Origin of the sequence: Pseudomonas sp. ACM7, from assembly GCF_004136015.1 — a bacterium.
GTDB classification, from domain to species: domain Bacteria; phylum Pseudomonadota; class Gammaproteobacteria; order Pseudomonadales; family Pseudomonadaceae; genus Aquipseudomonas; species Aquipseudomonas frigoris.
The window spans coordinates 1,758,477-1,772,832 of the sequence record NZ_CP024866.1; the positions used below are offsets into that span (position 1 = coordinate 1,758,477).

Here is a 14,356-nt window from a genome sequence, read left to right on the forward strand (position 1 = left end):
CCCTCTGAAGCAAGCTCCGCTAATGGCGCGCGCTTCGCATGATATTCACCGGCCTAACTTACTACATTACCTACGGCTCTGGCAGGCGCCGTCTGTAACCCTTTGTGAAACACTTTCTACACAATATTCGCTAATGCTCACGGGGCGAAATACGAAAATCCTATCGACCCGCAAAAAAACCTCGATTTACTCACTACGGCCGCGGTAGCCCCAAGCCAGCATGTATTGCTCGCGGGAACTGCCACGGGAAGAGTCCGGCTTGATCATCTGGACCTTGTCGAATTTCTGACGAACGTCCTTCACGTAAGCATCAAACCCTTCACCCTGAAACACCTTGATCACGAAATTACCACCCGGCTTGAGTATCCGAGCCGCCAGATCAAGAGCCAGCTCACATAGAAACATGGCTTTTGGCATGTCCACCTCAGGCGTACCACTCATATTGGGGGCCATATCGGAAATCACAAGGTCCACCTGCGAATTACCCACGGCTTCAAGGATCTGAGCGAGCACTTCGTCCTGGGTGAAGTCACCCTGGATGAAAGTCACGTCCGGAATGCTGTCCATTTCCAGGATGTCCGAGGCGATCAAGCGCCCCTGACCACCGATCAGCCGACTAGTGACCTGCGACCAGCCGCCGGGCGCCGCTCCCAGGTCGACAACACTCATACCTGGACGGATCAGTTTGTATTTCTCCTGGACCTCCAGAAGCTTGTAACTCGCACGCGAGCGGTAACCATCCTTCTGCGCCTGCTTCACATAGGGATCATTGACATGTCTTTGCAGCCATTTAAGGCTTGTCTTGGAACGGGCCACGGGCCACCTCGAAAATAAAACGGGTCGTGATTAACTGGGCGGTCCCGGACTCGCTCGGGTAAACTGGCCGCCGCTTTTTACAAGATCAGACGCAGGGGTCAGATTATGCCGCTCACTCAAGAGCAGAAGAAACAGTACAAATCCATTGGCCACCATCTGAAACCAGTTTTGACTGTGGCTGACAACGGTTTGACTGAAGGTGTGTTAGCCGAACTTGAACGCGCTTTGGCGGATCACGAGCTGATTAAAATCAAGCTCAACATCCTCGATCGCGAGTCGCGCCTGGCGAACATTGCAGAACTGTGCAAGGTCGGCAAAGCGGACCTGGTTCAGGTCATCGGCAAGATGGCACTGATTTACCGCAAGAACTTCAGCGTCAACAAGCAGCTGTCGAACGTCCATCGCTTCAAGTGATGACAAGGGTCAAGGGTGTGCTTCGCGCACCCTGCCACTCCATCCACGCACCGGCTGCAACACCAGCATCAGCCCGGAAAAGCCCAGAACAAGATAGCTGAACACCTGCCAACGCACGGCATCCGGCCAACCGATACGCACCGCGGCATACATCGCACACGCGAACAGCGCCATCATCAGCAGTTGCCCGCGAATATCGCGCCATAGACTGGCAAGGCCCTCGGCCTGAACCAGCACCAAAGCCTGAAAAATCACACACGCTGCGGCGAATCCCACCATCAGCGCATCAAGCATGCCTGCGATTTCGTCGATCAGCAGCGGTGCCAGGCCAATCCTGCCCAGCACCGGCAGCAGACCAATGTGCAACAGCCACAGGCCGCCGACCCACAACATCTGAGTCAGCTGCCAAAGCATGGCGCCCGCACGTAGCGGGCGCCTGCGTTTAGATGTGGCGTACTTCGACAATCTCGTACTCGATAACGCCGCCAGGCGTTTTCACGGCAACCACATCACCCTCTTCCTTGGCTATCAAGGCGCGGGCCAGTGGCGAGCCGACCGAAATCTTGCCAAGTTTGAAGTCAGCCTCATCCTCACCCACGATGTGGTAAGTGACGCGCTCGTCAGTCTCGACATTGGCGATTTCAACGGTGGTGCCGAAAATCACTTTACCGGTGTGAGGAATGGTCGTGACATCAATGATGACCTGATTCTGAATCCGGCCTTCAATGTCACGAATCCGCGCCTCAACCATACCTTGCTGCTCACGAGCAGCGTGGTATTCGGCGTTTTCCTTCAGGTCACCCAACTCGCGGGCCGTGCCGATGTCCTGGCTGAGCTTCGGGCGGACGACCTTGGTCAGGTGAGTGTGTTCTTCTTCAAGGGCTTTCGCGCCCTTGACGGTCATTGGGTACTTGATCATGCCTTCAATCCTGCGTGTAGATCCTGCAAGCGGCGCACGGTCTTCTCGGGACCGAACTTCAGCGCTTCGCAGATAGCTTCGCCAGCAGCAATGGTAGTGGTGCAGTAGATTTTGTGCTGCAAGGCATTACGACGAATGGAGTACGAATCAGCGATCGATTGACGACCTTCGGTGGTGTTGATGATCAGGGTGACTTCGTCATTCTTGATCATGTCGACCACGTGCGGACGACCTTCGGTCACCTTGTTCACACGACGCACTTTCAGGCCTGCGGCTTCGATCAGCTTGGCAGTACCGGCAGTGGCGACCACTTCGAAGCCCAAGTTGATCAGATCACGGGCCACGCCTGCAACCAGTGGCTTGTCGTCATCACGCACACTGATGAACGCTGTACCGCCGGTCGGCAACACTTCGCTGGCGCCCATTTGGGCCTTGGCAAACGCTTCACCGAAGGTGTCGCCCACGCCCATCACTTCACCAGTGGACTTCATCTCTGGGCCCAGGATCGGGTCCACGCCAGGGAATTTGGCGAATGGGAACACCGCCTCTTTCACACTGTAGAAGTTCGGAATGATTTCTTTGGTGAAACCGATTTCCTTCAGGGTTTTACCGGCCATCACGCGAGCCGCGATCATTGCCAGGGAAACACCGATGCACTTGGACACGAACGGTACGGTACGGGAAGCGCGCGGGTTGACTTCGATGACGTAGATGTCTTCGCCTTGCAGCGCCAACTGAACGTTCATCAGGCCGACAACGCCCAGTTCCAGGGCCATTTTCTTGACCTGTTCGCGCATCTCGTCCTGGATGTGAGCAGGCAGCGAGTACGGCGGCAAGGAGCACGCGGAGTCACCGGAGTGAACGCCGGCCTGCTCGATGTGCTGCATGATCGCGCCGATCACCACGTCGGTGCCGTCGCAGACCGCATCCACGTCCATTTCGATTGCGCAGTTGAGGAAGTGGTCGAGCAGCACCGGGCTGTCGTTGGACACTTTCACCGCATCGCGCAGGTAGCGCTTGAGCTCTTCTTCTTCGTAAACGATTTCCATCGCGCGGCCGCCCAGCACGTAGGACGGACGAACCACCAACGGGTAACCGATCTTGGCAGCGGCACGAATCGCTTCGTCTTCGCTGCGCACGGTGGCGTTTGGCGGCTGACGCAGGTTCAGGCGTTCGACCATTTGCTGGAAGCGCTCACGGTCTTCGGCACGGTCGATGGCGTCAGGGCTGGTGCCGATAATCGGCACGCCAGCTTCTTCCAGGGCGCGAGCCAGTTTCAGCGGGGTTTGGCCGCCGTACTGGACGATCACGCCTTTCGGCTTCTCGACGCGGACGATTTCCAGTACGTCTTCCAGGGTCACTGGCTCGAAGTACAGGCGATCGGAGGTGTCGTAGTCGGTGGAAACGGTTTCCGGGTTGCAGTTGACCATGATGGTCTCGTAACCGTCTTCGCGCAGGGCCAATGCCGCGTGTACGCAGCAGTAGTCGAACTCGATGCCTTGGCCGATACGGTTAGGACCGCCGCCGAGGATCATGATCTTGTCGCGACCCGACGGCGCGGCTTCACACTCTTCCTCGTACGTCGAGTAGAGGTAAGCGGTGTCGGTGGCGAACTCGGCCGCGCAGGTGTCAACGCGCTTGTAGACCGGAAAAATCTCCAGCTTGTGACGGTGGCGACGCAGAGCCTTCTCGGTTACGCCCAGCAGCTTGGCCAGACGCATGTCGGAGAAGCCTTTGCGCTTGAGGCGGAACATCAAGTCGCGGTCGATGCTGGCCAGCCCCAGGGTCTTGACCTTCTCTTCTTCCTTGATCAGATCTTCGATCTGCACCAGGAACCACGGGTCGATCATGTTCATGCCGAAGATGTCTTCGACCGACAGGCCGGCGCGGAAGGCGTCAGCCACGTACCAGATACGCTCGGCACCCGGCACGGTCAGTTCGCGCTTGAGCACGCTCATGCTTTCCGGGTTGCTCAGGTCGAGCTTCTCGTCCAGGCCGCAAACGCCCACTTCCAGACCGCGCAGGGCTTTCTGCAGGGATTCCTGGAAAGTCCGGCCGATGGCCATGACTTCACCGACCGACTTCATTTGAGTGGTCAGGCGTGCGTCGGCTTTCGGGAACTTCTCGAAAGCGAAACGTGGCAGCTTGGTGACGACGTAGTCGATGGACGGCTCGAAGGATGCAGGAGTAGCGCCGCCAGTGATTTCGTTCTGCAGCTCATCCAGGGTGTAGCCGATCGCCAGCTTGGCAGCGATACGCGCAATCGGGAAACCAGTGGCTTTCGAGGCCAGTGCCGAAGAGCGGGATACACGCGGGTTCATCTCGATCACGACCATACGGCCAGTGTCAGGGCAGATGCCAAACTGAACGTTGGAGCCGCCGGTTTCCACGCCGATCTCACGCAGTACCGCCAACGAGGCGTTACGCATGATCTGGTATTCCTTGTCCGTCAGGGTTTGTGCCGGAGCAACAGTGATCGAGTCACCGGTGTGCACGCCCATCGGGTCAAAGTTTTCGATGGAGCAGACGATGATGCAGTTGTCCTTCTTATCGCGGACAACCTCCATCTCGTACTCTTTCCAGCCGATCAGGGATTCGTCGATCAGCAGCTCTTTGGTCGGCGACAGGTCGAGGCCTCGGGCGCAGATTTCTTCGAACTCTTCACGGTTGTAAGCGATACCGCCACCGGTGCCGCCCATGGTGAAGGACGGACGGATGATGCACGGGAAGCCAAGCTTCTCGAGGACCACGTTGGCCTCTTCCATGCTGTGGGCGATACCTGAACGCGGGCAGTCCAGGCCGATGGATTTCATCGCCTTGTCGAAGCGCGAACGGTCTTCAGCCTTGTCGATGGTGTCAGCGTTGGCGCCGATCATCTCTACGCCGAACTTCTCCAGAACGCCTTCGCGCTCCAGATCCAGTGCGCAGTTCAGAGCGGTCTGGCCACCCATGGTCGGCAGCAGCGCGTCCGGACGCTCTTTCTCGATGATCTTGGCAACGGTCTGCCACTTGATCGGTTCGATGTAGGTGGCGTCGGCCATGTCCGGGTCGGTCATGATGGTCGCTGGGTTGGAGTTCACCAGGATGACGCGGTAACCCTCCTCGCGCAGGGCTTTACAGGCCTGGGCGCCGGAGTAGTCGAATTCGCAGGCCTGGCCGATCACGATCGGGCCAGCGCCGAGAATCAGGATGCTTTTAATATCTGTACGTTTTGGCATGGGTTTGTCACTCAAATCCGCAGGTCAGTCGGCAAGCCGTCTTGTTCAATCTTTGAAGACTTGAGGGGGCCACCGTGTGTCGGGACCGCCCTCAAGCTTTGCTACATCACGGCGAGCGATTAGCGTCGCTTGGCCATTTCGTTGATGAAGCGATCAAACAGTGGTGCTACGTCGTTCGGGCCAGGACTGGCTTCCGGGTGACCCTGGAAGCTGAAGGCGCTCTTGTCGGTACGCTCGATACCTTGCAGGGTGCCGTCGAACAGCGATTTGTGGATCGCGCGGACGTTGGCTGGCAGGGTCGTTTCGTCTACCGCAAAACCGTGGTTCTGGCTGGTGATCATCACCACACCGGTATCCAGATCCTGGACCGGGTGGTTGGCACCATGGTGGCCGTGACCCATTTTCAGGGTCTTGGCACCGGAAGCCAGAGCCAGCAGCTGGTGACCAAGGCAGATACCGAAGACCGGAATTTCGGTTTCCAGCACATCTTTGATCGCCTGGATCGCGTAATCGCAAGGCTCCGGATCACCTGGGCCGTTGGACAGGAACACGCCGTCCGGCTTTAATGCCAGCGCTTCAGCAGCTGGCGTCTGTGCTGGCACCACGGTCACGCGGCAACCGCGCTCGACCAGCATGCGCAGGATGTTCAGCTTGACGCCGTAGTCGTAGGCAACCACGTGGTACGGCAGCTCAGAGGCTTCGATGGTCGCATGGCTGTCGGTTTTCAAATCCCAGACAGTCGAGCGCCACTCGTATTTCTCTTTGGTGCTGACGACCTTCGCCAGGTCCATGCCTTTGAGGCCAGGGAAACCCTGAGCGGCGGCGATGGCGGCTTCTTCGGAAATGTTGTCACCGGCCATGATGCAGCCGTTCTGCGCGCCTTTTTCACGCAGGATGCGCGTCAGGCGGCGAGTGTCGATACCGGCGATTGCCACAACGTTGTTGGCTTTCAGGTAGTCGGACAGAGACATCGTGTTACGCCAGTTGCTCGCAACCAGTGGCAGGTCACGGATAACCAGGCCAGCGGACCAGACGCGGTCGGACTCGGCGTCTTCCGGCGTGGTGCCGGTGTTGCCGATGTGCGGGTAAGTCAGGGTAACAATCTGTTGGGCGTAGGAAGGATCGGTAAGGATTTCCTGATAGCCGGTCATTGCGGTGTTGAACACCACCTCACCAACGGTTTGACCGTCGGCTCCAATGGCTTCGCCGCGAAAAATGCTGCCATCAGCAAGGGCGAGTATGGCTGGCTTAGTCAAGAAGACCTCCCGTAAATAAAGCCTGAAAGGGCGATCGCAGGTTGTAAAAAAGCGGAGTGACGTATGGACACGTCACCCCGCTCTTCACCGAATAATTCTGCGCGCTTTTAGTGGACACACTAAAGCTGTAGCTTACAGAAAAAGGCATTTTTGGTCTACCGCCAATGAGCCTTAAAGGCCGGAGAATGCGACAGGACGTCGCTTGGCGGAGTAAAACCGGGCTCAAACACACTATTTGAACCCGATTTCGGGCGCATCTTAACGCAGATCGAGTACGTCTTGCATGTCGTAAAGACCCGGCTCACGACCGTCCAGCCACAACGCAGCACGTACCGCGCCCTTGGCGAAGGTCATGCGACTGGACGCTTTATGGGTGATCTCCAGTCGCTCACCCTCACAGGCGAACAGCACCGTATGATCGCCGACTACATCACCACCGCGAACAGTGGCAAAGCCGATCGTTTCACGCTCGCGAGCACCGGTATGGCCTTCACGACCATACACCGCAACCTTCTGCAGATCACGATCCAGGGCGCTTGCGATGACTTCGCCCATGCGCAGAGCCGTACCTGAAGGCGCATCGATCTTGTGCCGATGATGAGCCTCGATGATCTCGATATCCGCGTCATCACCCAGCACACGAGCAGCCATGTCGAGCAGCTTCAGGGACAGGTTTACACCGACACTGAAATTGGCCGCGAACACGATCGGAATATCTTTGCCGGCCTCAGCCAGCAGCTGCTTCTGCGCGGCGTCCAGCCCTGTCGTGCCGATCACCATGGCCTTGCCCGCCTTACGGCAGAACGCCAGGTTTTTCAGCATGACTTCCGGGAGCGTGAAGTCGATCAGCACGTCGAACTCATCAGCCACCGCGTCCAGATTGCCGGACAGTGGAACGCCGATACGCCCCAGCGAGGCCAGCTCACCAGCATCCACGCCAATCAGCGTGCTGCCGGGGCGTACGATGGCTGCCGTCAGCCCGGTCAGCGGCGCGCGCTGCTGCACCGCCTCGACCAGAATCTTGCCCATGCGCCCGGCAGCGCCCATCACAGCTATACGTCGCATGCCGACTCCTTACAAATCGCCGAAGAAGCGCTTCACGCCTTCAAACCAACCAGTGGTTTTAGGTGAATGGCTGTTGTCATCCGCCAGCGAGCTACGGAACTCTTCCAGCAGTTCGCGCTGACGACGCCCCAGATTGACAGGGGTTTCGACCGCCACTCTGCACATCAAGTCACCAGCACCGCCGCCGCGCACTGGCGCAACGCCCTTGCCGCGAACACGGAACTGCTTGCCGGTCTGAGTCCCTTCAGGGATTTTCAGTTTGACTCGACCATCAAGGGTCGGAATCTCCAGCTCGCCACCCAGCGCAGCATCAACAAAACTGATTGGCACTTCGCAGAACAGGTGCTTGCCGTCGCGCTGGAAGATCGCGTGCTCACGCACGTTGATCACCACGTACAGGTCGCCAGTCGGACCACCCTGAGCCCCCGCCTCGCCTTCGCCGGACAGACGAATACGGTCACCGGTATCAACACCGGCCGGCACTTTCACCGAGAGGGTTTTGTACTCTTCGACACGACCTTGACCGTCGCACGAGTCGCACGGATCGGAAATGATCTTGCCCTGGCCATGGCAGCGCGGGCACGTCTGCTGCACCGAGAAAAAGCCCTGCTGCATACGGACTTGACCGATACCGCCACACGTCGGGCATGTGATCGGCGAGGAGCCTTTCTTGGCACCCGAACCGTCGCACGGCTTGCAGTTGACCAGCGTCGGGACGCGGATATTCACAGTCGTACCGCGAACCGCCTCTTCCAGATTCAGTTCCAGAGTGTAACGCAGGTCGCTGCCGCGCTGAGCGCCGCCACGAGAACCGCCGCGACCGCCGCCGAAGAAGTCACTGAAGACATCACCAAAGATATCGGAGAAGTTCTGACCGCCAAACCCGGCACCGCCGCCACCCATGCTCGGGTCGACACCGGCATGACCGTACTGGTCGTAGGCCGCGCGCTTGCTGGAATCGGACAGTACTTCGTAGGCCTCGTTGGCCTCCTTGAACATATCTTCCGACGCTTTGTCATCGGGATTACGGTCCGGGTGGTGCTTCATCGCCAGGCGACGGTAGGCCTTTTTCAGGTCTGCTTCGCTTGAGCCGCGCTCAACACCTAATACTTCGTAATAGTCACGCTTTGCCATAAGTCTTTGCACTCTTAAGGACGTTCGGCAAACCTCTCCTGAGCCTTGCCAAACTCGTTGAGCCCCAATACAGGCCCGGACCCAACTCACGTCAATTCAACGATCCTGGTCTTTGATTCGATGCGGTACTTTCGGCTCGAAAAGCAGGAGCATTCCCGGCCATACCGCCAACACTGGGGCGGACTGAATGGCTTGTTCGTTAGGCAATTCCGGCGCCTGAACACCTATCCTGCGTTGCCACTCCTCCCCATAGCGAGCTATGAGTCGTCGCAGCGCCTTGGTTATGGCGTTCAGGAATCCGAACTTGCTCTAACGAACAAGCCACTCACTCCGCCTTTGTCGCATGCTGTAAAAATTCGCTAACTCCAGACACGCCAACGCGGGAGCAAGCCCCCGCGCGGCGACATCCTACCAGTCACTGCCTAAAGGCAGTCAACCGGCCGACCAACAACTTACTTGTGGTCTTTGACTTCTTCGAACTCAGCGTCGACAACGTCGTCAGCCTTTTCAGCCTTTTCAGCCTTTTCGTCGTGCGGTGCAGCGCCTTCAGCTGGCTGAGCCTGCTCGGCGTACATTTTCTGAGCCACTGGCGCGGAGACTTTCGACAGCTCTTCAACCTTGGCTTCGATCGCGGCCTTGTCGTCGCCTTTGACAGCGGCTTCCAGGGCAACAACAGCAGCTTCGATTGCAGTCTTCTCTTCAGCAGTCACTTTATCGCCAGCGTCTGCGACCATTTTGCGAGTCGAGTGAACCAGCGCATCGCCCTGGTTGCGAGCGGCTGCCAGCTCTTCGAACTGGCGATCTGCGTCGACGTTGGCTTCAGCATCGCGAATCATCTGCTGAATCTCTTCCTCGGACAGACCGGAGTTGGCCTTGATCACGATCGACTGAGTCTTGCCGGTAGCCTTGTCTTTGGCGCCTACGTGCAGAATGCCGTTGGCGTCGATGTCGAAGGTCACTTCAATTTGTGGCACGCCACGTGGTGCTGGTGGAATTTCGGCCAGGTCGAACTTGCCCAAAGACTTGTTCTGAGCGGCTTGCTTACGCTCACCTTGCAGCACGTGAATGGTCACTGCGCCCTGGTTGTCGTCGGCAGTCGAGAACACTTGCGATTTCTTGGTAGGAATCGTGGTGTTTTTCTCGATCAGCGCGGTCATCACGCCACCCATGGTTTCGATACCCAGGGTCAGCGGGCTAACGTCCAGCAGCAGAACGTCTTTCACGTCACCGGCCAATACTGCGCCCTGGATAGCAGCACCCATGGCAACGGCTTCGTCCGGGTTCACGTCTTTACGTGCTTCTTTACCGAAGAATTCGGTCACCAGCTTCTGAACCAGTGGCATACGGGTCTGACCGCCGACCAGGATCACGTCATTGATAGCGCCAATGTCGATACCGGAGTCTTTCAGAGCGATGCGGCAAGGTTCGATGGTGCGTTGAACCAGGTCTTCTACCAGCGCTTCGAGCTTGGCGCGGGAGATTTTCACGTTCAAGTGCTTAGGACCGGTGGCGTCTGCAGTGATGTACGGCAGGTTCACGTCGGTAGAATTGCTCGAAGACAGTTCGATCTTGGCTTTTTCAGCGGCTTCTTTCAGGCGCTGCATGGCCAGCGGGTCGCCCTTAAGGTTCATGCCGCTTTCTTTCTTGAATTCGTCAACGAGGTAGTCGATCAGACGAATGTCAAAGTCTTCACCGCCCAGGAACGTGTCACCGTTGGTGGCCAATACTTCGAACTGGTGCTCGCCATCGACTTCAGCGATTTCGATTACGGAAACGTCGAAAGTACCGCCGCCCAAGTCGTAAACGATCACGGTGTGATCGCCCTTCGCCTTGTCCATACCGTAAGCCAGAGCGGCTGCGGTTGGTTCGTTGATGATACGTTTTACGTCCAGACCCGCAATACGGCCGGCGTCTTTGGTGGCTTGACGCTGGCTGTCGTTGAAGTAGGCCGGAACGGTGATCACTGCTTCGGTTACAGGCTCGCCGAGATAGTCTTCGGCGGTCTTCTTCATTTTCTTCAGAATTTCAGCCGAGATTTGTGGCGGCGACATTTTCTGGCCGTTCACTTCAACCCACGCATCGCCGTTATCAGCCTTGGCGATTTTGTACGGAACCATCTTGATGTCTTTCTGTACGACTTCTTCGTCGAACTTACGACCGATCAGACGCTTCACCGCATACAGGGTGTTGTGCGGATTGGTCACAGCCTGACGCTTGGCCGATTGACCAACGAGGATTTCACCATCGTTGGCGTAAGCGATGATCGACGGCGTGGTACGCGTGCCTTCAGCGTTTTCAATAACTTTGGCTACGCCGTTTTCAAGCACGGAGACGCAGGAGTTGGTAGTCCCCAGGTCGATACCGATAATTTTGCCCATGTTCACTCTCCCGAAACTTTGGATTTGGTTGCCGCAGCAGTGGTGGCTAACTGCGGTAGCACTTAAACGCTTGACTTCTAAATGGGGGCCTTGCGGCTAATTTCAAGCCTGCTCGTCAATCGAAGGCGAAACCGGTGCCGGGGCCTTGCTGACCACGACCATGGCCGGGCGCAGCAGGCGACCGTTGAGCTGATAGCCCTTCTGGAACACCTTGAGCACGCTGTTCGGCTCCACGTCGGCGGCTTCCTGCATGGCCATTGCCTGATGCTGAACGGCGTTGAACGGTTCGCCATGCGGATCAATCGCTTCCAGCTGATAACGTTTCAGGGTGTCCTGGAACATTTTCAGGGTCAGCTCGATGCCTTCGCGCATTGGACGAATGCTTTCGTCGTCCGGGCTGGACAACTCCAGACCACGCTCCAGGCTGTCGATGATCGGCAACAAGTCACCGGCGAATTTTTCCAGTGCGAACTTATGAGCCTTTTCTACATCCTGCTCGGCGCGACGGCGGACGTTCTGCAGATCAGCTGCTACACGCAAAGCCTGATCATGAGCGCCAGCCAATTGCTCTTCGAGCACTTGAACACGAGCCGCCAGTTCATCACCCGAGTCCTGGGCAGCCTGATCGGCGTCTAGATTTTGCGTATCCACTGTCTGTTCGTCAGCCATAGATTTCTCCTTTCAATATCGTCCGCGAGCTCAACTCGCGCTTCTGCCCAGCTATATGGGGCCGCAAAATTCAGCTTCAAGGGGTGCTTATTTATTAACCCTACAAAAAACAGCTGCATTGTCATTCCCGGGCGCACTAAGGATTTCGTCGGATCAAGCAAATCGAGCTAAGGGAGGGCATTGTCAGCCAGAAACAAAACACTGTATAAATAACCAGACCTAAAGCCTGGGAGCGGCCTTTATGCTGGTGCACCTGTCCGTACATAACTACGCCATCGTTGAACATCTCGATCTCGAACTCGATCGCGGGATGAGCGTGATCACTGGGGAAACCGGCGCCGGCAAGTCGATCATGCTCGACGCCCTCGGCCTGACCCTGGGCGATCGCGCCGACAGCGGCGTGGTCCGTCCCGGTGCCGACAAGGCCGATATCCTGGCAACCTTCGACCTGGTCGATATTCCAGAAGCCAGCGCTTGGCTGGCCGAGCGCGACCTGGAGAGCGATGGCCCGTGCATCCTGCGCCGGGTGATCACCGCCGAAGGGCGCTCGCGTGGCTATATCAACGGCACGCCCTGCCCCCTCGGCGACCTCAAAGCCCTGGGTGAACTGCTGATCGATATCCACAGCCAGCATGAACATCAATCCCTGCTCAAGACCGACACGCACCGCCGCCTGCTCGACGAGTACGCCGGTGCAACGGACCTTGCCCGCCAGGTACACCTGGCCGCCCAACGCTGGCGCCAGACCCGCCAGGAGCTGGAACGCCTTTCCAATTCCGGAGATGAGCAGCGCGCTCGCCATCAATTGCTCAGTTATCAACTCGAAGAGCTGGAAAACCTCGGCCTCGGCGAAAACGAGCTGGAGCAGCTGGAACAAGAACACAAGAACCTGACCAACGCCGAAACCCTGCTGGGCATTTGCCGGCAAGTGGTCGAACAATGCAGTGAAAGTGATTCCGGGAATGTTCTGAACGCCCTCACCGCCAGCCTCAATCGCCTTTCGAGCGTCAACAATTCGATTGGGGCCCTGGGTGAAGCCAGTAGCCTGCTGACCAGCGCGCAGATCCAGGTCGAAGAAGCCGTGGGAGAACTGAACCGCTTCCTCGATAACTTCGATGCCGATCCAGCGCGCCTTCAGTACCTGGAGGAACGCCTTGATGCGATCTATACCATGGCGCGCAAACACCGCATCCAGCCGACCGAAGTGGCCGAGATGCAGCAGCGCTTGCTGGATGAAATCGAAACCCTGAATGCCAACGACGAATCCATCGAGCGACTGAGCGATGAACTGGCCTCCTATGCCCGTCATTATCAGGAAAAGGCTCGCGAGCTCAGCGATTTGCGCCATCAGGCCTCGAACAGCCTGGCCAGCGCCGTGGAGCAGGAAATCCAGCGACTGGGCATGCCCGGCGGTCGTTTCACCATCGAGCTGCGCCCCAACAGTAGCGATGAACTGCTACCCAATGGCCTTGAGCAGGTAGAGCTGCTGGTAAGTGCTAACCCGGGCCAACCTTTGAAAGCGCTGGCAAAAGTAGCATCCGGCGGCGAATTGTCACGGATCAGCCTGGCGATTCAAGTGATCACCGCGCAGACCTCCCGCGTACCGACCCTGGTGTTCGACGAAGTGGACGTGGGCATCGGTGGCCCGACCGCCGAAATCGTGGGCCAATTGCTGCGTCGACTTGGGGAGCGCGGGCAGGTATTGACGGTAACTCACTTGCCGCAAGTAGCAGCGCAGGGACATCAACATCTATTCGTACACAAAGTGCGCGGCGAAGATGCCACTCACACAGCCGTCTCCAAGCTGAGCAAGAACGATCGTGTCGAAGAAGTGGCGCGGATGCTGGGAGGCATCGACCTTACAAAGGAATCTCTGGCTCATGCCAGGAAAATGGTCGTCACCGCGAAAATTTAAGACCGGCAGAAAGCACGAAGGCGACCCTGGGGTCGCCTTCGCTCGTTTCGCGAACCTTAAGTTCGCGCGACATGCTTACTTTTTCTTGCGTACGTACAGCACAAGGTTGTGATCAACCATCTCGAAGCCATACTTGTCGACGATTGCCTTCTGCAGTCGCTCGATTTCTTCGTCGAAGAATTCGATCACTTCACTGGTCTCGACGTTGACCATATGGTCGTGATGCTTGCCGTCGTCCAGCTCGAAGACCGCATGGCCCCCGTCGAAGTTGTGCCGCACCACAAGGCCAGCTGCCTCGAACTGGGTCAGGACACGGTAAACCGTGGCCAGACCGACGTCCTCACCAGCCTCCATCAGCGCCTTGTAGACGTCCTCGGCACTCATGTGGCGTTGCTCGGCGGAATCGAGCATTTGCAGAATTTTGACCCGTGGAAGGGTCACTTTGAGGCCGGCTTTGCGTAGTTCGCTATTTTCAACCATGGTCAGCTTTCTCGCGATGCTGCTTCGCAGCTTCTCTTAATGCGGGTATGATCGGCGTTTACGTTGTCCCAGCCAAGATAGTGGAAGTCGCC

General features: G+C 57.6%; 12 protein-coding genes. 2 read left to right on the top strand and 10 right to left on the bottom strand.

Annotated features, from left to right (window positions below; genetic code table 11):
* Window positions 1-186: 186 nt before the first annotated feature.
* Window positions 187-816 carry a 23S rRNA (uridine(2552)-2'-O)-methyltransferase RlmE gene (rlmE, locus tag CUN63_RS08380; protein WP_129438608.1) on the bottom strand — a complete coding sequence of 210 codons (630 nt, stop codon included), beginning with the start codon at window positions 814-816 and terminating at the stop codon, window positions 187-189.
* Between the two features lie 105 nt (window positions 817-921).
* Here rlmE and CUN63_RS08385 point away from each other — a divergent pair, with 105 nt between their 5' ends.
* The gene (locus CUN63_RS08385; RefSeq protein ID WP_008005472.1) at window positions 922-1,230 is read left to right on the top strand and encodes a YhbY family RNA-binding protein; all 309 of its coding nucleotides are present in this window, start codon (window positions 922-924) and stop codon (window positions 1,228-1,230) included.
* Between the two features lie 9 nt (window positions 1,231-1,239).
* On the opposite strand, the gene CUN63_RS08390 is transcribed toward CUN63_RS08385, so the two are convergent.
* From CUN63_RS08390 to grpE, 8 genes are all read right to left on the bottom strand, one after another.
* A complete protein-coding gene (locus CUN63_RS08390; protein WP_129438610.1) occupies window positions 1,240-1,644 on the bottom strand; it encodes an MFS transporter in 405 nt (134 codons plus the stop codon).
* Window positions 1,645-1,672: 28 nt separating this feature from the next.
* On the bottom strand, window positions 1,673-2,149 hold the full coding sequence (greA, locus tag CUN63_RS08395) for a transcription elongation factor GreA (protein ID WP_007933522.1): 477 nt from the start codon (window positions 2,147-2,149) through the stop codon (window positions 1,673-1,675).
* Window positions 2,146-5,367 carry a carbamoyl-phosphate synthase large subunit gene (gene carB, locus CUN63_RS08400; protein ID WP_129438612.1) on the bottom strand — a complete coding sequence of 1,074 codons (3,222 nt, stop codon included), beginning with the start codon at window positions 5,365-5,367 and terminating at the stop codon, window positions 2,146-2,148. Before carB ends, greA begins: the two co-directional genes overlap by 4 nt.
* A gap of 119 nt (window positions 5,368-5,486) precedes the next feature.
* Window positions 5,487-6,623, bottom strand: coding sequence for a glutamine-hydrolyzing carbamoyl-phosphate synthase small subunit (carA, locus tag CUN63_RS08405; RefSeq protein ID WP_046045784.1), 1,137 nt, complete (start codon window positions 6,621-6,623; stop codon window positions 5,487-5,489).
* Window positions 6,624-6,881: 258 nt separating this feature from the next.
* The gene (gene dapB, locus CUN63_RS08410; protein WP_129438614.1) at window positions 6,882-7,688 is read right to left on the bottom strand and encodes a 4-hydroxy-tetrahydrodipicolinate reductase; all 807 of its coding nucleotides are present in this window, start codon (window positions 7,686-7,688) and stop codon (window positions 6,882-6,884) included.
* A gap of 9 nt (window positions 7,689-7,697) precedes the next feature.
* Complete coding sequence (gene dnaJ, locus CUN63_RS08415; protein ID WP_008149037.1) at window positions 7,698-8,822, bottom strand: molecular chaperone DnaJ; 1,125 nt, start codon at window positions 8,820-8,822, stop codon at window positions 7,698-7,700.
* Window positions 8,823-9,274: 452 nt separating this feature from the next.
* On the bottom strand, window positions 9,275-11,200 hold the full coding sequence (dnaK, locus tag CUN63_RS08420) for a molecular chaperone DnaK (protein ID WP_129438616.1): 1,926 nt from the start codon (window positions 11,198-11,200) through the stop codon (window positions 9,275-9,277).
* A 102-nt stretch (window positions 11,201-11,302) separates the two neighbouring features.
* Window positions 11,303-11,869, bottom strand: coding sequence for a nucleotide exchange factor GrpE (gene grpE / locus CUN63_RS08425; protein WP_129438618.1), 567 nt, complete (start codon window positions 11,867-11,869; stop codon window positions 11,303-11,305).
* A gap of 241 nt (window positions 11,870-12,110) precedes the next feature.
* Here grpE and recN point away from each other — a divergent pair, with 241 nt between their 5' ends.
* Window positions 12,111-13,784, top strand: coding sequence for a DNA repair protein RecN (gene recN / locus CUN63_RS08430; RefSeq protein WP_033058136.1), 1,674 nt, complete (start codon window positions 12,111-12,113; stop codon window positions 13,782-13,784).
* 75 nt (window positions 13,785-13,859) lie between these two features.
* On the opposite strand, the gene fur is transcribed toward recN, so the two are convergent.
* Complete coding sequence (gene fur, locus CUN63_RS08435; protein ID WP_003197684.1) at window positions 13,860-14,264, bottom strand: ferric iron uptake transcriptional regulator; 405 nt, start codon at window positions 14,262-14,264, stop codon at window positions 13,860-13,862.
* Window positions 14,265-14,356: the final 92 nt, after the last annotated feature.